We start from the raw sequence: 22037 nt of genomic DNA on the forward strand, positions 1-22037 counted from the left end.
TTACACACTGTCACTGTTTACTTCCTTACTATGTTGGAATTCTAATTTTACGGTACAACCTTTGTTTATCGATGCTTCGATGTGAAGATCGGCATGCAGTCTAGCGGCCCGCTCTTGCATGATACTCATACCGTAATGATTTAATTTTTCGTCTTGATGTTCAAAGCCTATTCCATCGTCGCTAACGGTTACTGTGACTTTTCCATCATTATCGAGACATTGAATGTGAATATTATCTGCTTGCGCATGTTTGATAGCATTAATTGCCGCTTCTCTTATCAACTGTAGTAAATGAACCTGCTGATGTGCATCCAGTTCAGTTGATGAAAGTCTATTTTTTAGCGTAATGTCCGCAGCAGTTTGTTCACTGAGCGTTTCAACCATGTCTTGCAATGCTTGGCCAAAACTGCCCTCTTTAATCGTAAGACGAAACGTCGTCAGCAACTCGCGTAACTGCGTATAAGCCGCAGATAAGCCCGTATCTAGCTCAGCAATAACTTGATTAGCCTGCGCGATCGCCTTTTCGTCAGGTAAGTTCTTTACGCTTCTCTTTAACAAAGCGACCTGAATTTTTAAGTAAGAGAGTGCTTGAGCCAATGAATCATGCAACTCCCGAGCAATAGTGGCTCGCTCTTCCATCAGCAGAATTTGTTCTGCTTGGCGCTGCGCCCGATTGTAATACACGGCGCGTGATAAAATCTGCACGAAGTTGTCAATAAGAGCCTCGTTCGGACAAGGTAACCCTGCTTTCCAATATAAATAGCCCAAGTGCTCGCCATCTAGCATCAGGGCTTTACCGTGGCAATCTTCATCACAATCTTGGCAGCATTCTTCTCCTTCCATCAATATCCAGCTCGGTTCTCCCAGCTGCTCGATTTCAAGTTTGACCGCTTTAATGCCCTCAAGACTGACAATATGCTGCAAAATCGCCTGGAAATTGTCTTGATTAATACGCGACGCCGTGAGTTCTTTTGACGAGTCATACAGCACTTCTAAAGACTGGTTGGCATGCTGCAATTTACGTGTTTTCTCATCAACCGCTTGCTCTAATCCTCGGTACAACTTACCAAGGTCTGTCGCCATCCGGTTAAAGGTTCGAGTCAGTATTCCCATTTCATTATCGCTAGATACATTGAGCGATATATTGAATGAGCGATTTTTAATTTGCTCGCTAGCAAAAACTAAGGCACGCAGAGGCCGAACAACTTCGAGGCGCACAAAATGAACGACAAACATACTGACACAAAGGATGCCACCCAACCCTAACCCGCCGATCCAGGCTAAGTTAATCAGTTTTTGCTCCGAAAAGCTTTGCAGCTTAAATACAAACTCATCGATTTGTTCAACAAAACCGGCCACTAGGAGTTGATATTCTGCCGGGTTGTCTCCTCTAAGCACCGCCTTGAGTTCATGCCATCTGATAATAAGACGGTAGTAATCGTGAGTGATGTCTTCAGGCACAGACCAATGCTGAAGCGCTTTCATTGAAGGTGAATATATCGAATGTTCAAATGCGTCAATATGTGAAGAATAGTCAACAGATTTAACCTGAATATCATTCGCCAGACGGTAGCTTTGCATTCGCATCGAGCCAGCAACATTGACGGCTTCAGCATCGTTCAAACTGGACGCTAACGTAAAAATCGCAAAACCAGTCGTAGCGACTGAGAGCAGCAAAATAAGAAGCATCGCGGACGCAATCGTGCGCGTCACTGACTTTTTCACATTTTTAAACAATCTGAGTTCCTCGCCCATTAACAATCCTATTTGTACGTGCAATGAACCCATTACCTTTCAACTTTATCAATATGTGATCACCTGCGACGGAATTTATTGATCCAAAACAATATTGCATACCATTTACCCCCTAAGAGGTATTTATACAAATATGTCAAAAACTACAATTTCGTTAGTTTAAATGACAGTTTATTAATGAAAATTGTGGACTATGCTTAGTTTGGGTTCCAAGTTTCGAGGTGACTAAGTGGTAGACCTTTCCAGAAGAAGACTCTTTGCAAGAAAAGCGCACCCCGACAACGCCGTACGTTTGCCTTGGTTAACTAAACCGGAACAGTTTACGGACGATTGCACTCGCTGCGGTAAATGCATTGAGGCCTGTGAAACAAAGATTATAACCAAAAGTGATGGCGGATTCCCCTCGGTCGATTTTTCCATCGATGAATGCACATTTTGCTATCAATGTGCAAACGCCTGTCCTGAGCCCCTTTTCTTGCCAAAAACAGAACAACCTTGGCAAGCAAAAGCAAGTATCAACGATAACTGCTTAGCAAAACAAAATGTCGAATGCCGAAGCTGTGGGGATATGTGCGACCCGATGGCAATTCAGTTCAAATTAGAACTGGGGAAAGTAGCACAACCCAATTTAGACCTTGATGAGTGTAACGGCTGCGGCGCCTGTGTTTCAGTGTGCCCGACTTCATCCATCAATGTGAGCAATATAACAGCCTAAGCCGAATGTCGTCGGCCAAAGGCAATAAAAATAAATGAGAGAGCTATATGTCACTAAATGAAGTGCATATTTCAAGTTTGGTAGTACATGTGCTGCCGGAACATTTGGACGAAATCAAACAAAAGATAGAAGCACACGAAAATGCGGAAATCTATGGTGACAGTCCTGAAGGCAAGATTATCGTCGTACTTGAAACTGAGAACCAAGGTTTCATCACAGACACTATCGATGCCATTAACAATTTACCGAACGTCTTAAGCACGGTATTGGTTTATCACCAAATCGAAACTGGGCTTGAAGAAACGGATGAAGAAGACACTGGAACACAACATTCCCAAATCGAGGGTGAAGTATGAAAATGACAAGACGTGCGTTTGTGAAAGCAAACGCGGCTGCATCAGCTGCTGCTGTCGCAGGTGTGACACTACCAGCATCTGCAGCCAACCTGATTGCAAGCTCTGATCAAACCAAAATCACATGGGACAAAGCACCTTGTCGTTTCTGTGGTACAGGCTGTTCTGTTCTTGTTGGCACTCAAAACGGCAAAGTGGTAGCAACACAGGGTGACCCAGAAGCACCAGTAAACAAAGGTCTGAACTGCATCAAAGGTTACTTCCTTTCTAAGATCATGTACGGTCAAGACCGTCTAACTCAACCGATGCTACGAATGAAAGATGGCAAATTCCACAAAGATGGTGAATTTACACCTATCTCTTGGGATGACGCTTTCGACATCATGGCTGAGAAATGGAAAGCTTCCCTCGAGAAAAAAGGCCCAACAAGCGTAGGTATGTTTGGCTCAGGCCAATGGACAGTAATGGAAGGCTACGCTGCATCAAAGTTAATGAAAGCAGGCTTCCGATCAAACAACATTGATCCAAACGCTCGCCACTGTATGGCTTCTGCCGTTGTAGGTTTCATGCGCGCATTCGGTATCGATGAGCCAATGGGTTGTTACGATGACTTTGAGAACGCAGACGCTTTCGTTCTTTGGGGCTCAAACATGGCAGAGATGCACCCGGTTCTATGGACTCGCATTACTGACCGCCGCCTAAGCCACCCTCACGTTAAAGTGAACGTGCTTTCTACTTACTACCATCGTTCATTTGAGTTGGCAGACCACGGCTACATTTTCAATCCTCAGTCTGACCTTGCAATTGCTAACTTCATCGCAAACTACATCATCGAAAACGATGCAGTAAACTGGGACTTCGTGAACAAACACACGAACTTCACTCAAGCAGACACTGACATCGGCTACGGTCTACGTGACGATGATCCGCTACAAAAAGCAGCGAAGAACCCGAACTCTGGCAAACTCACTTCTATCTCATTCGAAGAGTACAAGAAATCAGTAGCGCCATACACAGTAGAAAAAGCATCTGAAATCTCTGGTGTTGAGAAAGAGAAGCTTATCGAGCTTGCGAAGCAATACGCGGATCCAAACACGAAAGTGATGTCTCTATGGACGATGGGTATGAACCAACATACTCGTGGTGTATGGATGAATAACTTGGTTTACAACATCCACCTACTAACCGGTAAGATCTCGACCCCGGGGAACAGCCCATTCTCACTAACGGGCCAACCATCAGCATGTGGTACCGCTCGTGAGGTTGGTACGTTTGCTCACCGCCTGCCAGCGGACATGGTGGTTGCTAACCCTAAACACCGTAAGATTGCAGAAGACATCTGGAAACTGCCAGAAGGTACGATTCCACCAAAACCTGGCTTCCACGCCGTATTGCAAGACCGTATGCTGAATGACGGCGTTCTGAACTGTTACTGGGTTCAATGTAACAACAACATGCAAGCCGGTCCAAACATCAACACAGAACGTCTTCCAGGTTACCGCAACCCAGAAAACTTCATCGTTGTGTCTGACCCATACCCGACAGCAACAGCACAAGCAGCAGACCTTATTCTTCCTACCGCAATGTGGATTGAAAAAGAAGGTGCTTACGGTAACGCAGAGCGTCGTACCCAAGCTTGGTACCAACAAGTGGGCACAGTCGGTCAAGCAAAATCGGACCTTTGGCAACTAATGGAGTTCTCGAAACGCTTCAAAATGGAAGAAGTGTGGCCTGAAGAGCTTCTAGCGAAAGCGCCTCAATACCGTGGTAAAACAATGTACGACGTACTTTACCGCAATGGTAACGTCGACAAATTCCCTATCGAAGAAGCTCGTGAACTGAATGACGATGCTCACCACTTCGGTTTCTATGTCCAAAAGGGTCTGTTTGAGGAATACGCAACATTTGGCCGTGGTCACGGGCATGATTTGGCTCCATACGACCGCTACCATCAAGTACGTGGTCTACGTTGGCCTGTTGTTGATGGTAAAGAAACACAGTGGCGCTTTAAAGAAGGTTCAGACCCATACGCAAAAGAAGGTTCTGGTTGGGACTTCTACGGCAATGCTGATGGCAAAGCGAAGATCATTTCCGCGCCATACGAAGCGCCACCAGAAGTACCGAACGATGAATTTGATATGTGGTTATGTACTGGTCGTGTTCTTGAGCATTGGCACACAGGCACCATGACTCGTCGTGTACCTGAATTATACAAAGCAGTACCAGACGCAGTGTGTTACATGCATCCAGAAGACGCAAAAGCACGCAATGTTCGTCGTGGTGAAGAAGTACTCATGGCAAACAAACGCGGTGAAGTACGCGTTCGTGTTGAAACTCGCGGTCGTAACCGTCCGCCAAAAGGCTTGGTATTCGTACCGTTCTTTGATGCACGTATTTTGATTAACAAGCTTATCCTAGATGCGACTGATCCATTGTCTAAACAGACAGACTTTAAGAAGTGCCCAGTCAAAATCACTAAGATTTCTTAACCTTCAGATACTGAATGCTACGGCCGTCATTATGGCGGCCTAATAAAGAATTTAAGCCATAAAGGCGGAGATGAAATGATGAAAAAATTACTTGTCGCAGTTTTATCTGTAGGTGCGTTAGTGACAGGCATTGCGCAAGCTGAGTTGGATAATCCAGGTGGTATTGGAGGTCTAGAATCTTTACGTGGAATGTCTCAATTGGAAGATACGCGTCCAGCAGACGAGTTCAAAGACTTCCCTAAAGATCAAATTGTTGAAGACAGCTATGTTTATCAACCACCGTTGATCCCACACAGCATTCGTCACTACGAAATTTCGTTAAATGCTAACAAGTGTCTTGCATGCCATAGCTGGAAAAATGCAAAAGAGTCAGGTGCGACTAAAATTAGCGTAACGCACTATGTAAACAGAGAAGATGCGGTACTGGCAGATATGTCTCCACGTCGTTACTTCTGTTTGCAATGTCACGTTCCACAAACGGATGCAAAGCCACTAGTGGAAAACGAGTTTAAGGCAGTCGATTCGCTTCAGTAATTGAAACGCGAGTACTAAGAGGTTACTTATGAAAATACTTAAAGCGTTTTGGAAGAGACTGTCGAGCCCGAGTAAAGCTGCCGCTGGTGTGGTTTTATTTCTAGGCTTCGCTGGTGGCCTTCTATTTTGGGGCGCATTCAACACAGGTATGGAAGCAACCAACACAGAAGAATTCTGTTCTGGCTGTCACGCGCCGATCGTTGCTGAAATTCAAGAAACAATTCACTACTCCAACCGATCTGGTGTTCGTGCGATTTGTTCAGACTGTCACGTTCCTCATGAATGGACGGATAAGATCGTTCGTAAAGTACAGGCATCTAAAGAGCTATTTGCACACTTCGTAACGAAGACGATCGATACGCCAGAGAAGTTCCAAGAGCGTCGTGGACACCTCGCAGAGCGAGAGTGGGCACGTATGAAAAAGAATGACTCTCTTGAATGTCGTAACTGTCATGAGTTTGATTTCATGGATTACTCTCAGCAAGGATCACGTGCGGCAGAACAGCACTCCACCGCTCTAGCCTCAGGCGAGAAAACATGTGTAGACTGTCACAAAGGTATTGCGCACAAACTACCAGACATGAGCGGCGTTGAAGGCTGGCACTAAGGAGACTTACCATGAGTACATTAGAATCTGTAATTTGGCATATCCTTGGCTACAGTGCTATGCCAGTGATTATTCTTTCCGGCTTTGTGGCGGTAGCAGCAATCTCTCTCTGGCTGCTGTCATTTGGTAAGGATAAAGAGGTGTAACGTAACGCATCTCTACTCGTCAACTAGCCTATTTGTTGACACTGAGCGCCGAGCAAATGCTCGGCGCTTTTTATTTATTGCTCAATGGTACTGCCAACAATAAATAAACAAGCAATCATACATAAAAAAAGCGACCATAAAGGCCGCTAAGATTTACTGCTATAGGGAGTTGTTTAAGATTCTTTTACTGGCAGAACCTGTTTGACGTATTGTCCTGGCGCTTCATCAATAACCGGATGGTTTTCTGAGCCAATAGAGAAAGGCTCAACTTGCTCTTTAGGGTTGAATTGGAGTAACCACTCGTTCCAGTGTGTCCACCACGATCCCTCTTTGTGTTCCGCGTTATTCAACCACTCATCAGCAGAGTCATCCAAATTATCGTTCAACCAATAACCATACTTATTTTTAGCTGGAGGGTTCACGATGCCCGCAATATGACCAGACTCACCGAGGACAAACGTTTTGTTGCCACCCGTGTTCAGCGCACCACGGTAAGTTCCCTGCCATAACGCAATGTGGTCTTCTTTCGTTGACACAAAATAGCTAGGAATTTTGATCTTATTTAGATCAATCCATACTCCACCAATTTTGACGCCTTTATCTTGCACCAGCTTGTTCTCTAAATAGAGCTCGCGAAGCAAGAAATTGTGAGATGCAGCGCTGACGTTGGTGCTGTCACTATTCCAGTACAACAAGTCAAAATCGACTGGGCTATTGCCTTTCAAGTAGTTGTCTACGTAGTAGTTCCAGTACAAGCTGTTTTCACGCAGTAAACTAAACGTCACGCTTAAGGAACGGCCGTCCATATACCCTTTTGCGTTATTTTGCGCTTCAATTGCACTAACAATGGTGTCATTGATATACGCGCCGACTTCACCTGGTTGAGAGAAGTCGAGCAACGTGGTGAAGAAAGTGGCAGACTTAATGCGCTTCTTCATACGTTTTGCAGCGTAGTACGCAACCGTGCTTGCTAAAACAGTACCACCAATACAATAACCAGCCGCATTGATTTGCTCTTGTCCTGTTATATCTTCAATTGCAGCGACGGCTTTCACCACGCCTTCTGTCACGTAGTCACCAAACTCTATGTGCGCTTGTGCCTTGCCTGGGTTACGCCAAGACATCATAAATACACTGTGCCCCTGCTCTAACAACCATCGAACCATTGAGTTCTTTGCTGTTAAATCAAGGATGTAGTATTTATTGATGAAAGGTGGGACGATGAGCAGCGGCGTCGCATTCACTTTCTCTGTTAGAGGTCGATATTGAATCAACTCAAACAATTCGTTTTGAAAAACCACATTGCCCTGTGTCGTCGCAACGTCATCGCCCACACGGAATGCATTGTTATTCGTCATACGAATTTTTAAAATGTCTGCGCTCGACTCAACGTCTTCTTTCAACTGCTCTAAGCCTGCCAGTAAGTTTTGACCGTTTTGCTCAAGTGTCAGCTTCAAAAGCTCTGGGTTAGTGGCGATGAAGTTGGAAGGAGAAAGGGCGTTAATGGCTTGGCGAGAGAAAAAAATAATACGTTCTTTCGTCTTTTCATCTAAGCCTTCCAAAGACTCGATGGTGTCCAGATAGGTCTTACTAAATAAAAGGTAGGATTGTTTGATGAAGCTATACATGGCTTCATTTTGCCACGCTTCGTTTGAGAAACGCTTATCCCCTTTTTCAGCTTCGACGATTTGTGCTTGGTTCCCTGCCAATGCAACATTCTGCCAAATTTGCAGCTGCTGTTCCCACCACTGTGCTTGCAGCTTTAAAATCGCAGCAGGCTGATTCGCAGCTTGTTCGAACAGTTTGGCAGTATCCTCAAAGTTCACTTCTTGCATGGCCTTGTTTAAAGGAGAGTTCACGACTGCCTTGTTCACTTCGAAATCATGCCACCACTGATGATTGGTTTCCTGAAGCTTCACAAGATAGTCCGAAAAGAAGTGTTGAAACATAGTCTTACTCCTATATTCGGAAAAAACAACGCCGCCCAAATCTAGGGGCGGCGAGAATCGGACAAATTACGCTGGAGTAACAGTCTTTAGATTTTCCGAAGTCATTTTCTCAACGTCTTCTTTGAACTCTTTTGCAATCGCTTGAAGCTTGTTGCTGTCATCCATCATTTGTTGAGAAAGTTTAGTAAGTACGCTTAGTTGCTGACTGTTGAAAGCAGTCAATGACGTTACGTCTTTGATTTCTGTCGCTGCTTTCATCTGGTTTAGACCCACTTCACTGTATGTGCGAATGGCGTTCAATTGAAGCTCGGTCAACACTTCTACGTTTTTTGTCACTAGCTTGTTGAACTTCAAGTAAGGTTCTAGATTTTTTTCAGTTTGATCGCTAAATGTTTTGAAGAAATCTGTGTACATGGTTTGTCTCCTAGAGAAAGAATTAAAAATGTCCGTTTAAATAATTACTTAACTGTCTTTACAACCACAGCCGTGCCCATGCCGCCGCCCACACAAAGTGAAGCAACGCCATATTGACCATTTTGCTTATGAAGCTCGTGAACCAGCGTGACTAAGATTCGGTTGCCAGATGCACCAAGCGGGTGTCCTAGCGCGATAGCACCACCGTTAAAGTTCGCTTTATCTTGAATCGCGTTAACTGGAACTTGGTTTGTTTCCGCCAACTGATGAATCACGCCAAGTGCTTGCGCTGCAAATGCTTCGTTTAACTCGTAAACGTCAATGTCATTTACTGTGAGTTCCGCTTTTTCGAGTGCTTTATTGACCGACTCTACAGGACCTAGGCCCATGATCTTCGGATCAAGACCCGATTGCGCATAGCTTACGATCTCAGCAAGCGGCGTTAATCCATGCGCTTTAACTGCGCTTTCAGACGCCACGATAATCGCACTCGCGCCATCGTTAATGCCTGATGCATTACCCGCAGTCACAGTGCCTTCGCGGTCAAAAGCAGGACGTAGCTTGCTTAAGGCTTCCATTGTCGCGTTCGCTTTTGGGTATTCATCCGTATCAAACATCACGGTTTCACGGCGTTGCTTTACTTCCACTGGCACAATTTCGTCTTGAAATTTGCCAGCTTCGATAGCGGCTACCGCTTTCTGTTGGCTAGACAGCGCGTATTCGTCTTGCTGCTGGCGAGTTAAGCCGATTTGTTTTGCTACGTTTTCTGCCGTCACACCCATGTGATATTGGTTGTAAACATCGGTTAAACCGTCCGCTACGAGCAGATCTTTTAGCTCCAGATTGCCCATTTTGTTGCCATCACGAATGCTGCTTGGTGCGGCAAACGGAATCTGAGACATGACTTCAACACCCGCTGCAACAACGATCTCAGCATCGCCACTACGGATATGGGACACGGCATCCATGACCGTTTTCATGCCACTACCGCAAACCATGTTTACGCCATATGCAGGAACAGATTCAGGAATCCCCGCAAACAGTGCCGCTTGGCGGCCAACACCCATTCCTTGACCTGCACCAACAACGTTGCCAACAATCACTTCGTCAACCTTGTCGCCAGGCAACTTTGCCGCTTCCAACGCGCCTTTAATCGCTACTGCTGCCAGATCGCCAGCAGAAGTATTTTTCAGGCTGCCACCAAAAGCACCAATTGGAGTACGCTTCGCCGCTACGATAAATACTTTTTCCATCATCTTCTCTCCTTAGTGCATGTATAGGCCGCCGTTCACCGACAAAGTCTCTCCGGTGATGTAGGCGCCCGCATCGCTGACCAAGAAGCTCACTGATGCTGCAATTTCTTCTGGTGTCGCAAGACGTTTCATTGGAATTTGGTTCGTGATGGATTCCAGCACTTCTGGCTTCATTTGCTCAACCATTGGCGTACCCGTGTAACCCGGAGCGATAACATTAACTGTCACACCCGAGCGAGCACCTTCGTATGCTAAGGCTTTAGAGAAACCGATCATCCCAGCTTTCGCCGCCGAGTAGTTTGCTTGACCAAACTGCCCTTTAAGACCATTGACTGAAGAGATATTGATGACACGACCACCGCCTTTTTCGCACATTGCAGCAAAGAGGGGTTGCGTAACGTTGAATAAACTATTGAGGTTGGTATTAATGACATCATTCCAAGCTTGCGCAGTCATCCTTTTAAACACGCCATCACGTGTGATTCCTGCGTTGTTGACAACAACATCAATGGTTCCTTCCTCCCCAAGCAATTGCGCCAATTTCTCTGCACACTCTGTCGTGTTTGTTACATCCAACTCAAAAAGGCGAACCTGATCTTTGGTAAACCCTTTGCTGTTGAACCACTCCAGCGCACATTCGTAGTTACCTGTGAAATAAGTAGCGATTACACGGTAACCGTCATTGACTAATTGAGAGGAAATAGCAGAACCAATTCCGCCTTTTGATCCAGTGATCAAAGCGACTTTCTTCATTGAAGACTCCATTCTTAACGGCATTTAAAAAGCAAACTTAATACACTGATGAAATAGTTCACCAACTGACATGTTTATTTATTCTTTTGACAACCAATCCCGTGCTGCCTTTATTTTAAGTTAACCTAGAAATATTACATTTCAAATAAAAAACTCATCCAATTGCATAAGATTGATTTAGATCTCATTACCCGTGAAATGTTATAAAATGGTTAATTTTACATAAGTCATTGTTTTAAATCACACTTCCACAAAAGCCACACCAACAGAAATAGAAACATAATTATTAAATATCATGAACTTACATACAGAATGGTAGACGTTACATTATGTCATGATTTAAGATCTGAATTTTAAGCCTATATGATTACAACAAACTTGAGATTAGAATAATAATTCAATTATCAGTAAAAATAATTATCAAACATATCATTTAATTACTGCATTTAATGATAATTTAGTTATCAATTCGATTATTTTAATACAGTGATGATTAATACCGATAAAATATAATAAATTAAATATATTTAATCTAAAAATGATATAAGAGCTTGTCTCATACTGGTGCAATACGCACTATTATGACGCATAGATTAAAATATAATTTCATTTTAAATTTATATATTCGAAGAACATCAACTAGCTACTAGTGAAAGTAATCGTTCGCTTTGTAGTAGCATCCTTTTCCACTTTGCACTATCTTTGTGGCTTCTCTTTAATCACTAAATCATCAACAGATATGAATCTTGCATTGCTCAGTATGTTCATCCCTACTTTCTTTTTTGTCTCAATCACGCCTGGTATGTGCATGACTCTCGCCCTAACGTTAGGTATGAGTATCGGTTATCGTCGCACGTTATGGATGATGATAGGAGAGCTTCTCGGTGTTGCGCTGGTGTCAGTCTCTGCGGTGTTAGGTATCGCTGCGATTATGCTCAATTATCCTTGGATGTTTATCGCGTTAAAGTTCATTGGTGGCGGTTATTTACTCTATCTTGGTGTTGAAATGTGGCGGTCGCGAGGGAAACTTGCGATTAATGTCGACAACTTAGAAACACCAAAGAGTGACAATATCGCACTTATCATGCAAGGCTTCGTTACCGCAATCGCAAACCCAAAAGGCTGGGCATTTATGATTTCTCTTTTACCGCCTTTTATAGACCAAAACGCAGCACTTGCACCGCAACTGATCATACTTGTCTCCATTATTTTACTGTTTGAGTTCATTTGCATGTCTCTGTACGCTACTGGTGGTAAAGGGTTGAAACACGTATTAGGTCAGTCTAAGAATGTACGCCTAATGAACCGTATCGCAGGCACTTTAATGATGGGGGTTGGTGTCTGGTTGCTACTAAGCTAAGGCAAACTGGAAACAATGAAAAATATTCTGAATAAAATCGCTAAAGTCATGGGTGAAGTATTGGACTTTCAAGCCCGAGTTTGGGTTGTGAACGTCTATAGCGGTGAGCATAAAGGCGAGTCTTATGTCGTTAATGAAGATGCTTTCTCTGTACCTCTTCAGTGGATGAAGAAGAAAGGCTACCAAGAGTCGATGTTGAATAAAGTCGAAGCAATGAAGCGCTCACAAGTCTTAGAGTTCGATTTGGGACTTGTGAAACATCGCTTGATGCGCGTGAAATAAGCACAAAAAAGCGCCACTCAAGATGAGTGGCGCAAGCACTTTTACCTTAAAAATAATGCTACGGCGCTGCGTCAATCTCAACTGGAAGATAATGTTTCGGCTCCAGTTTCAACCACTCCGGCAGCACAGTACCAATCGAAATCGAAGACCATGTACCCGACAGAACGCCAATAAACATGGCGGTTGAGAAACCAGCCAAAGGCGCTCCTCCCATAATCCATAATGCACCAACAGTGATCAATGTCGTACCAGATGTCACCATAGTGCGTGAAAACGTCGCGATAACAGCTTGATCATTGATGTCTTCTGTTTTCCAACTCTGTTTCGCAATCAACAGCTCACGGATTCGGTCTGCAATGATGATCGAGTCATTCAATGAGTAACCTAAAATTGCTAACACCGCTGCAAAAACGGTTAAGTTGAACTCCATTTGAGTAATTGCAAAGAAACCAAGCACTAAGATCACATCATGGGCCAAAGCAAACAGTGAACCACTGGCCAAACGCCACTCAAAACGGAAACACAAGTAACCGAGAATACTCAACACACAAATCAACAATGCTAAGCCACCTTGTTCAAACAAGTCTTGGCCAACTTGAGCGCCAACTATACTGTTGCTGACAACATCAACTTGGTGAGAGATTGGCTTCAACACCTCTTCTACACTTGGCAACGTTTGTCCATCTTCCGGCGCAGAGTAACGAATCACCCAACGGCCATCTTCACCAGAGCGTGTCACTGACGCAGATTCACCAAGCTTTGGTTGCAGAACGTCAAGCAGATCATGGTTAGTTAGCTGCTTATCTACCTTTACTTCTGTCACCATACCGCCAGTGAAGTCCAAACCTAGGTTCAACCCTTTAAAGCCTAGAGCGACGATCGCGATCACCGTTAAAATGATGGAAACTAGCGTAGTAAAGTAACGAATTTTACGAATATTTTGTTTTAGCATTTCGACCATGATTAAACCCTCACATCACGACGGGCATCGCGGCCCCAAATTAAATTGATCATTGCTCGAGAGGCAAATACGCCTGTAAACATACTGGTTAACAAACCTAATCCGAGTGTTAAGGCAAAGCCTTGGATTGGGCCATTACCGATGGCGTACAAAATCACGGCGGTGATCATGGTAGTAATGTTGGCATCAAGGATGGTCGAGAATGCGCTGTCAAAGCCAAGATCAATCGCTTGAGCGAAGCTGCGGCCTTCACGCATTTTGTCCTTAATACGTTCAAAGATAATAACGTTGGTGTCTACTGCCATACCGACGGTTAACACTAAACCGGCAATACCCGGAAGCGTTAGAACCGCTCCTGGTAACAAGGCGATTAAGCCAAGCAAACAAAGCATGTTGGCGCAAAGCGCCACGTTCGCTACCCAACCTAAGCGGCGGTACCAAAGTGCCATAAAGGTCAGTGTTAGTCCCATACCTAAAGCCAGTGCTGCAAAGCCGTTTTCAATGTTTTCTGCACCCAGAGAAGCACCGATTGTTCGCTCTTCCACAATAGTAACTGGCGCGGTCAGTGACCCCGCGCGAAGCAATAGCGCCAACTGCTGCGCATCGTCCATGCTACCTGCCCCAGTAATACGGAACTGGCTACCAAGCTGAGATTGAATAGTCGCGACGCTGATAACGCGCTCACTACGCTCAGTTACACCGCGATCGTTTGTTTTGTATTCACGGTAAACGGTCGCCATTGGCTTGCCGATGTGAGTCGCTGAGAAGTCACTCATTTTCTTACCACCAGCGTGGTCAAGAGAGATATTTACCTCTGACATGCCCATTTTGTCGACACCAGCACGAGCGTTCACGATGTGCTCGCCCGTTAGAACTGGTCGTTTTGCCAAAATCACAGTACGACCGTCATTATCTTGAAGAACAAGATCTTGGCTGCTGTGTGCTTGGCTCGCATCTTTCACTTCATAAAACGCCAAGCTTGCTGTTGCACCAATAACGTTTTTCGCTTGAGCAGGATCTTGTACACCAGGGAGCTCAATTCGAATGCTCTCTTTACCTTGGCGTTGCACTAGTGCTTCTGTGATACCAAGTTCTTCAATACGACCACGCATGATCTTCAGGTTTTGTTGAAGAGTCGACGATTGAAATTCTTGGATATTTTGTTCACTCGGTTCAAGCACAAAGCCACGAGATGAACTTTTTGAAATCCAGCCCGGGTAGTTTTGACGCAAGAACTTGTTTACTTCCGACAATGCTTGCTCGCTGTCACTGTTTACCGTAATTCGGTTGCCGCTTTCTGCTCGAACTTGCACACCACGAACACGTTGATCACGCAGATTCGCTTTGATTTCATCAATCAACGCATCACGTTGCTCTTCAAACGCTTTATTCACATCAACATTCAACAAGAACTGAACGCCACCACGAAGATCAAGACCGAGTTTAATTGGGCTAAAGCCCATCTCATTCAACCATTCTGGCGCAACCGATACGTATGAGAAAGTGATGCTGTCGTCTTTATTTAGCTCTTTGTTTAACAACGCACGAGCTTTACTTTGCGCATCTTCACCATCGAATACAATGGTTGTTTTGCCGTCTTTTTCGATGATTTTGTCGGCTGAAATATGGTTGGTTTTTAGCAGTTGATTCAGATGAACAACCGACATTTCACTGTTGTTTTGATCCGCAAACGTCAACTGGATAGAAGGCTGTTCGCCAAACCAAGTTGGTATAGCACTTAGGGTTAAAATAATGACCGTCGTGATTAATACGACATATTTCCAAGCTGAGTAGTGATTCATCAGCTTTCTGTTCTTTTGCTGCTTTGGTGTTTTTTTCATGTAAACATCATCCCTTCACAATGAAGTGAAGCTTTTAATAACAAGGCTTAACACACGACAGATGCTCCCAGAATAAATTCAGGGTATGAAATGCTCAGAACGCTCACGTCCTGTCGAATACAATCGTCGTGTTAAGAGTGCACAATGGTGCAAATAAATGGTGTTTAGGCAGAAAACTGACTATTGAGTGCGACGTACATGGCATTGGTCTCTTTCCAACCAGAAATGCGATGATCGCTTGTGAAATGATAAAATGTGGACTGGTTGTGACGCCAGTTAATGTCCATCAAGCTGTATGCGTAACCCGCATCAGCGTAAAACGGAGTAGTGAGATCGCCGACAAAATCTACGTGCTCGTCATCAAGCCCTTCCCGTAAGTAAGACGTCCAGCGCTGAGAGTTAAACAAAGCAACGGAATCGAGACTTGCATGGCCTTCAGATACTGGAGATTGAGAGCTTTCTTCTGAAACTTCAGAAAAATCGACGGAAGAGTTTGGCGATACACTTACGGCTACAAAAGGTTGTAGCTTAGAAAAGTGCGGTACGTGAGCCTTGTGGTCGATTTGCGCAGCAGATACATGCACTGGTAGCAATACCATTGCAAATAGCAGCAAAATCAACTTTCTAAGGTAAATCCAAGGCATAGGAACTCACTAAAAACACAAAGAGCCAAGTTAGGTCACTTGACTCGTTGATAGTATTCCTATTGATTATGGTTCACAACTAAAAAGTTATAAATCTCTGATTTCAGGTTTGCATCGTTATTGCATTTATCAAAACGTCTTTAGAAAACTAGTGTAATTGGTGGTGAGTTATCGATAAAAAATATCGCCCTTATCAACATCTAAGTAGATCTTGTTCTCTTGCTCCAAACCGCCACAATAGATGAAGTAAACGTTGCGCTTTTTGAACGTCACAGAACGAACCCAGCCTCCGAGCTCCTCAAAATCACTCGGATCACAGGTTTCATCGTCTAACAATTGCTGTGTTTTCTTACGGAAAATATCCAAGTGAACTTTTAAATCATCCGACTTCTGTAGGTATTCATCCAATATCTCTAAGCGCTCTTGCTCTTTAATAACTGGCTCTGCATCCGATAACCCTTCAGCATTCAACCATTCGGCTTTTTCTTCTCCACCCTCTTCATAGACAAGATAGCCGGAGATTCGGTACCACCCATCTACTTTTTCTAACACCGATACTTTTTCTCCCTTATAGAGCGTATCGACAACTAAAGCATTAGGGTTAGGCTTGTTGTAAACATTGACACGACGCTCAATAACGTAGTACTCGGTAACTTCCGGGGGAACGGCTTCTAAATCCAGAATCGGTTTGGATGTTTCTTTTTGCAGTGACGATTGCTCGACTTGTGTAGCCTTTGGTGCTTCAGGTTCATCTTTCTGCATAAAGAAGAAATAGTATCCAGCCCCCGCTCCGCCGAGCAACAGCATGACAATCAATGCGACGAGAATTTTCTTCATGCCCTTTTCCTTTTCATTCTTTATTCTTATCCCACCAGCAGCACGCATGTCGTAGAAATTTGGGTATATACTCAAAAGAGCAAGTCAACTAACGCGAGCAATAATGATCAACAGACTCAATTGGATACTACTATTTCTTCTGTTCCCGATAACGGGGCACGCCAATATTCAATGTAACCCATCGTCGTGGAATGACAATCTTACCCAATTCAATCGTTTAGAGTCCAATTACAATCAGCATGTTGAGGTATTCAATACACTTTTGACCGAACATAAACAGCGTCAGTTATTGTCCGAAACCTTTTCACTGCATGAGCTCGTGCTACTTTGGCGTGCCAAGTCGAACCAAAATGTGTTCAAAGCGCAATTAAAAGCATCGATTCAATACAAAGAAGAGCTCACAACTAAAGCGAATCAGCTGCTTAAATTGAGCACACAATCCCAATGGTCAGCAAATGGGTGGGAGATACTGGCCCAGAAGTGCCGCGAGTCAAACAAAACAGCCAATCAAATAACTGCGGAATGGTATAACACCAACGCTTTGGAACTTGCTGAAGATTACAAGCGCCTCTCTTCACAATATCAAACTCTGTCACAAGTCTATGATAAAGAAGCCCGAGCGCTTCAATACGCTCAAGATGTTTCGAAGTAAAAACAGAGCCAGTTTTGAATAGACGATGTTGGTTTTTCACTCCAATATTGGACGTTATTCGTGCTTTTTATCTTTCCTTAGTCGTGAACGATATCAAATGTAAATAATGGGATTGTTCCCTTTGACAAACTTGACTAAACCATGACCAAGACAATCAATTTATAGAGACATACGTCACATTAATGCTTTACTTATGGACATTTTTTGGTTAGTTTAGCCATTAATAAAATTTAATAAAAAGTCACATTTGGCTGGAGATGATGCTACAAACATGGTTATCAATCGATTAAGTAACAGGGAATGTCCTAATGCTACCAAAGCCAAGTTTTTGTCAGTAGTTAGGCACGTAAAAGAGTTCGGTTCAATCAGTGATTTGGATCTTTGTAAAATCTTCGGAGAAACAATATGGAGTGATGGGAGGGAATACCATTCAGCCGCGTTCTCATTCAAGGTTGATAGATACACAGGTAACTGTGAAATCTCACAATACAAAAACCAATAAGGCTTAAGAATTTATTAAGCGGAGTCAGGAAACGGACTCCGCTTTTTTGATCATGGCAATCGTAAAGTCGTGCTCGGAGTATCCCTCAATCAATCGTGTATTCGGACACAGCAACCGACAATAGCGAAAGACACCTTCTTTATTGTGCGACGCTAACATTTTCATGCTGGGTAGTTTGGATTCATCCAACAAGTTAAACACACAACCTTTCTCTGTCGCTCGGTACATTTTATCAATCATTTCAATGGTATGATTTGGGTTGGTGGATTGATAGTTCAATGATCCGGAAGCAAAAACAAAGTCGCAACGAGGCAATACCAACGTTGAAAAGTCGCCACATATAAACTTACTTTGCGTACGAAAATCTCGTTTTCTGGCTTCAGAGATAAACTGTTTTTGCTGATCAATGCCAATATAGCTTTGAGGAAGCCCCCCCGTAAGTTCGATAAACGCTAACAAGTCTCCGTAGCCGCACCCAATATCTAAAATACTTGAACCGTCTAACGTTAACCCTCGGCACAACGCCTCAAAACGGCTGATCTGACTATACTTATCTGCCCATCCCAGAGTTCGGGCTCTGTCTTTACCAAACTGCCTATATCTCTTTCTATGATAGTGAGCAATCTTAAGTCTATCGAAAAATTTCATCTTTCTTATGCATAAATCGGCAAACTGCCATTTCCTTTCACTTGTCTAATCGCCAGGTGGGTATGAATATCTTTCACATTTTCTAATCGCTGTAACTTTCTAGTAAATGTTTCATAGCCAGCAAGATCTTTGCTGACCACCTCTAACAGGTAATCATAGGCCCCTGATACGACATGGCATGAGATCACTTCATCCATCTCAACAACGGCATGTTCAAACTCATCAATCGAAGAAGCTTGGTGGTTATTTAAACTCACTTCAACAAATACAGTCATCGCGATGCCTACAGTGTCTCTGGACACAATAGCTCGATAACCACTAATTACACCTTCCTGCTCCAAACGCTTAATGCGCCTTGCACAAGGTGATGCCGATAGCCCTACTTGATCAGCAAGTTCTGCCGTTGTCAGAGTGGCATCCTTCTGCATTAGGTTGATAAGTTGCCTGTCAATTTTATCCATTTATTCTTCCGTGCCTTTAATCACTAACAATTAACACTTATACGCAATTTATCACTAACATCAAGCCTAATTACGTCAAACTTTGCCTCCCTTTGGCAAGAGTTTTATTCAACAATTAACACATCATTTACAAATGGACATGTCGATAATGATCTTGGGATACGCAGCTATATTAACGACCTTACTGCTTTGGTCTGGTTTCTTTATTTCTTTAAAAGGGGGCGCAATTTCTGCCTTGCAGCCAGCCGATATCGCGTTAGTTCGCTTTCTAATCCCAAGTATAATTTTATTACCATTTGTGATTAAGCATAAACAGTCGCTGCGCGTCGTGCCTAAACGCTACCTGGTTAGTGTTGTGGTTGGAAGCGGCCTTCCCTATCTTCTGGTCGTCGGAACGGCTATGCATTTCGCTCCCGTGGCGCACGGCAGTGCATTAGTACCTGGCACTTTGCCATTGTTTGTTTCTGCTATCGCGGTACTTTGTTATCAACAGTCGCTGAGTGCTCACCGCTTAATCGGGCTTTCTACGGTGTTGTTAGGCATTTTTGTTTTTCTTCTTTCGAATAGCGGCGCAGAGTACAACTGGTCTCAGTTGCAAGGGCATATCCTGTTTCTAACTGGCAGCATCATGTGGGCTGCTTTCACCATCAGCGCTCGTGTCGCCAATCTTAATGCACACGTCTGTGCAGGATTCGTTGCAATCGCGTCTTTGGCTCTGCTCATCATCGCCGTTGGTTTCGGGTGGGTAGACAGTTATTTGGTGGTAACACCGTTCAGCCAGTGGCCATGGGAGGAGTTATTTGGCCACGCGATGCTACAAGGTGTTGGCGCAGGTTTAATCGCTTCTTTCACTTTCATTTATGCAATTAGGATCATCGGTGCCGAAGCCAGCGCTGCTTTTGGTTCATTAACTCCAGTCGTCGCGACACTTCTTGCCGTTCCAATTTTTGGTGAACAACCAGATTCTCTCACTTGGTTAGCGCTGATGTTGGTCACATGCGGCAGTATTGTGGCAAGCCAAATCTTTATGAAAGGTGGAATGAACCAAACTTATCGCCCACCACTTCACAGATAGCGATGATTTTACAAAAACTTATGCCTTACTATCTTGAATAACAAAATGGCGTTTTGATAGCCTCAGCTTAACTAATAATTAAAACGCCAATGTGATGCCAGCCACTCATAGTAAAGATGAACTGCATAGGTTTCTCAAACCGGGAATGAAACTTTCTACTAATTTAGAATTTGGGCCTAAGGATCAATATACGTATTCCACCACCTATCTTGGGATGAAAGAAAATGCTTATTTGATTCTTGATATACCAACGCGTTTGCTTGAAGAGCAAGTGATGAGGAAACTCCCCAACGCCGATGTCATCGTGCGTGGTGTATCAGATACGGAGTTAGGCCATGTCATTGCGTTTAAGTCCAGCGTACTGACGACGACCGTTCGACCATCCCCCCTTTTGTTTATCCGCATTCCAGGAACATTTGCAACCAAACCAGTTCGAGAACATGAGCGTTACAAGTTGCAAATGGACTGTAACGTTATTCATGCAGGGAATGTCTACGACGGTAGCCTTATCGATTTCTCTCTAGCAGGTGTTGGTATATCAACCTTGATTGAGCCCGAATTCAACGTGGGTGAGAGTGTTACCATCGAATGCCCGTTAAGCCACTATATCGGAGAAGAAAATCGATGTGTCATTGCCAACATTAAGAAATTGGTGAAGGGATGGGTAGTTGGAATTAAGTTTGCCAGTCCCATTGAGATGACTCACGAACTAAAAACAGAGTTACTGGAGCAATCCTTTCTAACCAGTAACGTCTGAACTTACTGCTCGCTAAAGCGCGTCGCCTCAAAGCTGTTGAGTATTCTGTGAACCGTATAGGTCACAAGCAGCGTCGCAACAATAGCAAACAAAATACTGCTCACGCGATACAGCGCACTGAACATTAAGTCACCATCCGGAGTAAGATATTGGCCGAACAAAATGCCTAATGTGGTTAAACCGCCAAATCCGGCTCCCGAACCGCTAGACTCTTTCACGTGCATATAACTGAACATCATAGCCCCAATCCAAAGCAATGGGACGATAAACAATAAGGTATCCGACCAATCGTATAATACAAGTTGTCCGACAATACCAAAGGTCACCCCCATCAAGGTCCCCATTGCTCTTTTTCGCGCATACCCTAAAGCACCGTTCCAATGCATAGGAAACAATAAAAGTAAGGTTGTCGCCTGAGCAGACATAGAGTCACTGAGGTCAAATAGCTGGAATACAAGGAAAGACATTGTAGCGATACTCGCCCCCATAAGGGCTTCATGACGCATGCGATGACTCTGTTTAGGCTGCGACGGTTTCGCTGGTGGCTGACGAGGTTCCGCATCGGGAATCAAAAATGTCACCACATAAGCAACGATCACTGAAATAACATTCGCTTGCAGATTGCTAAAGATTAGGTCATTTAAGTCAGTGGTTGGATAACTCGCAAAGTGCAGCATGATGCTTAAGCTCAGTACGCTGTTCGCTCCAAATAAGAATAAGCTCCCTTTTGACATACAGGCGAATTTATACAGGAACAACCCGAATGCAATGATTGTCATCATGCCTGGGTGCCCACCAAATAACCCACCAAGCACACCAACTTCTAATCCACACACAACCGCTGAAAAAATCAGTTGTCGTGCGGCATGTAGACTCATGACTGGCACCATTCCAAGTAACAGCATCGGGGTTACAGTAAAGAATACGCCATAGTTCCAACCAAATACTTTACATAAAGTGAAACCAATGGTCGCACCAGTTGCAATGCGCAAACACTGACGGAAGTCGTTTTCCGACATGGGGTGGTCCCATAACTTCATATCGCCTCC

23 protein-coding genes are annotated in these 22037 nt (G+C 44.0%); 11 read left to right on the forward strand and 12 right to left on the reverse strand.

Annotated elements, in window-relative coordinates; all coding sequences use genetic code 11:
- Complete coding sequence (gene narQ, locus R7P80_RS10005) at positions 1 to 1737, reverse strand: nitrate/nitrite two-component system sensor histidine kinase NarQ (RefSeq protein WP_025767926.1); 1737 nt, start codon at positions 1735 to 1737, stop codon at positions 1 to 3.
- A 247-nt stretch (positions 1738 to 1984) separates the two neighbouring features.
- Here narQ and napF point away from each other — a divergent pair, with 247 nt between their 5' ends.
- The 6 genes from napF (at position 1985) to R7P80_RS10035 (ending at position 6599) form a co-directional block, all read left to right on the forward strand.
- Positions 1985 to 2470 (forward strand): ferredoxin-type protein NapF, encoded by a 486-nt coding sequence (gene napF, locus R7P80_RS10010; RefSeq protein ID WP_225491548.1) that lies wholly within the window; start codon positions 1985 to 1987, stop codon positions 2468 to 2470.
- A 47-nt stretch (positions 2471 to 2517) separates the two neighbouring features.
- Positions 2518 to 2826 carry a chaperone NapD gene (locus tag R7P80_RS10015; RefSeq protein WP_005373535.1) on the forward strand — a complete coding sequence of 103 codons (309 nt, stop codon included), beginning with the start codon at positions 2518 to 2520 and terminating at the stop codon, positions 2824 to 2826.
- Complete coding sequence (gene napA / locus R7P80_RS10020) at positions 2823 to 5312, forward strand: periplasmic nitrate reductase subunit alpha (RefSeq protein WP_025767927.1); 2490 nt, start codon at positions 2823 to 2825, stop codon at positions 5310 to 5312. The genes R7P80_RS10015 and napA overlap by 4 nt, the downstream gene beginning before the upstream one ends.
- Positions 5313 to 5390: 78 nt before the next feature.
- On the forward strand, positions 5391 to 5846 hold the full coding sequence (locus tag R7P80_RS10025; protein WP_005389061.1) for a nitrate reductase cytochrome c-type subunit: 456 nt from the start codon (positions 5391 to 5393) through the stop codon (positions 5844 to 5846).
- 28 nt (positions 5847 to 5874) lie between these two features.
- The gene (locus R7P80_RS10030; RefSeq protein ID WP_005373542.1) at positions 5875 to 6453 is read left to right on the forward strand and encodes a NapC/NirT family cytochrome c; all 579 of its coding nucleotides are present in this window, start codon (positions 5875 to 5877) and stop codon (positions 6451 to 6453) included.
- An 11-nt stretch (positions 6454 to 6464) separates the two neighbouring features.
- Positions 6465 to 6599, forward strand: a complete 135-nt coding sequence (locus tag R7P80_RS10035) for a TIGR02808 family protein (RefSeq protein ID WP_005373546.1) — start codon at positions 6465 to 6467, stop codon at positions 6597 to 6599.
- A gap of 173 nt (positions 6600 to 6772) precedes the next feature.
- On the opposite strand, the gene phaC is transcribed toward R7P80_RS10035, so the two are convergent.
- The 4 genes from phaC to R7P80_RS10055 form a co-directional block, all read right to left on the reverse strand.
- Positions 6773 to 8548, reverse strand: a complete 1776-nt coding sequence (gene phaC / locus R7P80_RS10040) for a class I poly(R)-hydroxyalkanoic acid synthase (protein ID WP_025767928.1) — start codon at positions 8546 to 8548, stop codon at positions 6773 to 6775.
- 66 nt (positions 8549 to 8614) lie between these two features.
- Positions 8615 to 8962: a phasin family protein gene (locus R7P80_RS10045; RefSeq protein WP_005373550.1), complete on the reverse strand. Its 348-nt coding sequence runs from the start codon at positions 8960 to 8962 to the stop codon at positions 8615 to 8617.
- 44 nt (positions 8963 to 9006) lie between these two features.
- A complete protein-coding gene (locus tag R7P80_RS10050; protein ID WP_031777157.1) occupies positions 9007 to 10215 on the reverse strand; it encodes an acetyl-CoA C-acetyltransferase in 1209 nt (402 codons plus the stop codon).
- Between the two features lie 12 nt (positions 10216 to 10227).
- The gene (locus R7P80_RS10055; protein ID WP_025767929.1) at positions 10228 to 10968 is read right to left on the reverse strand and encodes an SDR family oxidoreductase; all 741 of its coding nucleotides are present in this window, start codon (positions 10966 to 10968) and stop codon (positions 10228 to 10230) included.
- A 739-nt stretch (positions 10969 to 11707) separates the two neighbouring features.
- Between R7P80_RS10055 and R7P80_RS10060 the strand changes: the two genes are divergently transcribed.
- Complete coding sequence (locus R7P80_RS10060; RefSeq protein ID WP_021035942.1) at positions 11708 to 12328, forward strand: LysE family translocator; 621 nt, start codon at positions 11708 to 11710, stop codon at positions 12326 to 12328.
- 15 nt (positions 12329 to 12343) lie between these two features.
- Positions 12344 to 12610: a hypothetical protein gene (locus R7P80_RS10065; RefSeq protein WP_017635186.1), complete on the forward strand. Its 267-nt coding sequence runs from the start codon at positions 12344 to 12346 to the stop codon at positions 12608 to 12610.
- 58 nt (positions 12611 to 12668) lie between these two features.
- On the opposite strand, the gene secF is transcribed toward R7P80_RS10065, so the two are convergent.
- From secF to R7P80_RS10085, 4 genes are all read right to left on the reverse strand, one after another.
- Positions 12669 to 13571, reverse strand: coding sequence for a protein translocase subunit SecF (gene secF, locus R7P80_RS10070; RefSeq protein ID WP_005373567.1), 903 nt, complete (start codon positions 13569 to 13571; stop codon positions 12669 to 12671).
- A gap of 2 nt (positions 13572 to 13573) precedes the next feature.
- Positions 13574 to 15412, reverse strand: coding sequence for a protein translocase subunit SecD (gene secD, locus R7P80_RS10075; protein WP_005373570.1), 1839 nt, complete (start codon positions 15410 to 15412; stop codon positions 13574 to 13576).
- A 164-nt stretch (positions 15413 to 15576) separates the two neighbouring features.
- Positions 15577 to 16056 (reverse strand): hypothetical protein, encoded by a 480-nt coding sequence (locus R7P80_RS10080; protein ID WP_005373572.1) that lies wholly within the window; start codon positions 16054 to 16056, stop codon positions 15577 to 15579.
- Positions 16057 to 16224: 168 nt separating this feature from the next.
- Positions 16225 to 16893, reverse strand: coding sequence for an SH3 domain-containing protein (locus R7P80_RS10085; protein WP_005385650.1), 669 nt, complete (start codon positions 16891 to 16893; stop codon positions 16225 to 16227).
- A 103-nt stretch (positions 16894 to 16996) separates the two neighbouring features.
- Here R7P80_RS10085 and R7P80_RS10090 point away from each other — a divergent pair, with 103 nt between their 5' ends.
- Positions 16997 to 17545, forward strand: a complete 549-nt coding sequence (locus tag R7P80_RS10090; RefSeq protein ID WP_017635183.1) for a hypothetical protein — start codon at positions 16997 to 16999, stop codon at positions 17543 to 17545.
- 526 nt (positions 17546 to 18071) lie between these two features.
- Here the strand turns inward: R7P80_RS10090 and R7P80_RS10100 are convergent.
- Together R7P80_RS10100 and R7P80_RS10105 are read right to left on the reverse strand one after the other, a co-directional pair.
- The gene (locus R7P80_RS10100; protein ID WP_005373579.1) at positions 18072 to 18695 is read right to left on the reverse strand and encodes a class I SAM-dependent methyltransferase; all 624 of its coding nucleotides are present in this window, start codon (positions 18693 to 18695) and stop codon (positions 18072 to 18074) included.
- 5 nt (positions 18696 to 18700) lie between these two features.
- Positions 18701 to 19156 (reverse strand): Lrp/AsnC family transcriptional regulator, encoded by a 456-nt coding sequence (locus R7P80_RS10105; protein WP_005373581.1) that lies wholly within the window; start codon positions 19154 to 19156, stop codon positions 18701 to 18703.
- A gap of 148 nt (positions 19157 to 19304) precedes the next feature.
- Between R7P80_RS10105 and R7P80_RS10110 the strand changes: the two genes are divergently transcribed.
- Both R7P80_RS10110 and R7P80_RS10115 read left to right on the forward strand, forming a co-directional pair.
- Complete coding sequence (locus R7P80_RS10110) at positions 19305 to 20231, forward strand: DMT family transporter (protein WP_054729663.1); 927 nt, start codon at positions 19305 to 19307, stop codon at positions 20229 to 20231.
- A 94-nt stretch (positions 20232 to 20325) separates the two neighbouring features.
- Complete coding sequence (locus R7P80_RS10115; protein ID WP_213972230.1) at positions 20326 to 20988, forward strand: flagellar brake protein; 663 nt, start codon at positions 20326 to 20328, stop codon at positions 20986 to 20988.
- A gap of 2 nt (positions 20989 to 20990) precedes the next feature.
- Here R7P80_RS10115 and R7P80_RS10120 read toward each other — a convergent pair whose 3' ends face one another.
- The gene (locus R7P80_RS10120) at positions 20991 to 22028 is read right to left on the reverse strand and encodes a DUF2955 domain-containing protein (protein WP_017635179.1); all 1038 of its coding nucleotides are present in this window, start codon (positions 22026 to 22028) and stop codon (positions 20991 to 20993) included.
- Positions 22029 to 22037 lie beyond the last annotated feature (9 nt).

Source organism: Vibrio sp. 2092 (assembly GCF_033339635.1).
GTDB lineage: Bacteria > Pseudomonadota > Gammaproteobacteria > Enterobacterales > Vibrionaceae > Vibrio > Vibrio alginolyticus.

What these genes read in the sequence shown, in the direction of transcription:
- R7P80_RS10080 (WP_005373572.1), bottom strand. Translation starts at nt 16,056, where the DNA reads ATGCCTTGGATTTACCTTAGAAAGTTGATTTTGCTGCTATTTGCAATG.
- R7P80_RS10015 (WP_005373535.1), top strand. Translation starts at nt 2,518, where the DNA reads ATGTCACTAAATGAAGTGCATATTTCAAGTTTGGTAGTACATGTGCTG.
- R7P80_RS10055 (WP_025767929.1), bottom strand. Translation starts at nt 10,968, where the DNA reads ATGAAGAAAGTCGCTTTGATCACTGGATCAAAAGGCGGAATTGGTTCT.
- R7P80_RS10060 (WP_021035942.1), top strand. Translation starts at nt 11,708, where the DNA reads ATGAATCTTGCATTGCTCAGTATGTTCATCCCTACTTTCTTTTTTGTC.
- R7P80_RS10030 (WP_005373542.1), top strand. Translation starts at nt 5,875, where the DNA reads ATGAAAATACTTAAAGCGTTTTGGAAGAGACTGTCGAGCCCGAGTAAA.
- R7P80_RS10035 (WP_005373546.1), top strand. Translation starts at nt 6,465, where the DNA reads ATGAGTACATTAGAATCTGTAATTTGGCATATCCTTGGCTACAGTGCT.
- secD (WP_005373570.1), bottom strand. Translation starts at nt 15,412, where the DNA reads ATGAAAAAAACACCAAAGCAGCAAAAGAACAGAAAGCTGATGAATCAC.
- R7P80_RS10110 (WP_054729663.1), top strand. Translation starts at nt 19,305, where the DNA reads ATGATCTTGGGATACGCAGCTATATTAACGACCTTACTGCTTTGGTCT.
- R7P80_RS10115 (WP_213972230.1), top strand. Translation starts at nt 20,326, where the DNA reads ATGCCAGCCACTCATAGTAAAGATGAACTGCATAGGTTTCTCAAACCG.
- R7P80_RS10105 (WP_005373581.1), bottom strand. Translation starts at nt 19,156, where the DNA reads ATGGATAAAATTGACAGGCAACTTATCAACCTAATGCAGAAGGATGCC.
- R7P80_RS10025 (WP_005389061.1), top strand. Translation starts at nt 5,391, where the DNA reads ATGAAAAAATTACTTGTCGCAGTTTTATCTGTAGGTGCGTTAGTGACA.
- R7P80_RS10065 (WP_017635186.1), top strand. Translation starts at nt 12,344, where the DNA reads ATGAAAAATATTCTGAATAAAATCGCTAAAGTCATGGGTGAAGTATTG.
- R7P80_RS10100 (WP_005373579.1), bottom strand. Translation starts at nt 18,695, where the DNA reads ATGAAATTTTTCGATAGACTTAAGATTGCTCACTATCATAGAAAGAGA.
- R7P80_RS10090 (WP_017635183.1), top strand. Translation starts at nt 16,997, where the DNA reads ATGATCAACAGACTCAATTGGATACTACTATTTCTTCTGTTCCCGATA.
- R7P80_RS10050 (WP_031777157.1), bottom strand. Translation starts at nt 10,215, where the DNA reads ATGGAAAAAGTATTTATCGTAGCGGCGAAGCGTACTCCAATTGGTGCT.
- secF (WP_005373567.1), bottom strand. Translation starts at nt 13,571, where the DNA reads ATGGTCGAAATGCTAAAACAAAATATTCGTAAAATTCGTTACTTTACT.
- R7P80_RS10120 (WP_017635179.1), bottom strand. Translation starts at nt 22,028, where the DNA reads ATGAAGTTATGGGACCACCCCATGTCGGAAAACGACTTCCGTCAGTGT.
- R7P80_RS10085 (WP_005385650.1), bottom strand. Translation starts at nt 16,893, where the DNA reads ATGAAGAAAATTCTCGTCGCATTGATTGTCATGCTGTTGCTCGGCGGA.
- napA (WP_025767927.1), top strand. Translation starts at nt 2,823, where the DNA reads ATGAAAATGACAAGACGTGCGTTTGTGAAAGCAAACGCGGCTGCATCA.
- R7P80_RS10045 (WP_005373550.1), bottom strand. Translation starts at nt 8,962, where the DNA reads ATGTACACAGATTTCTTCAAAACATTTAGCGATCAAACTGAAAAAAAT.
- phaC (WP_025767928.1), bottom strand. Translation starts at nt 8,548, where the DNA reads ATGTTTCAACACTTCTTTTCGGACTATCTTGTGAAGCTTCAGGAAACC.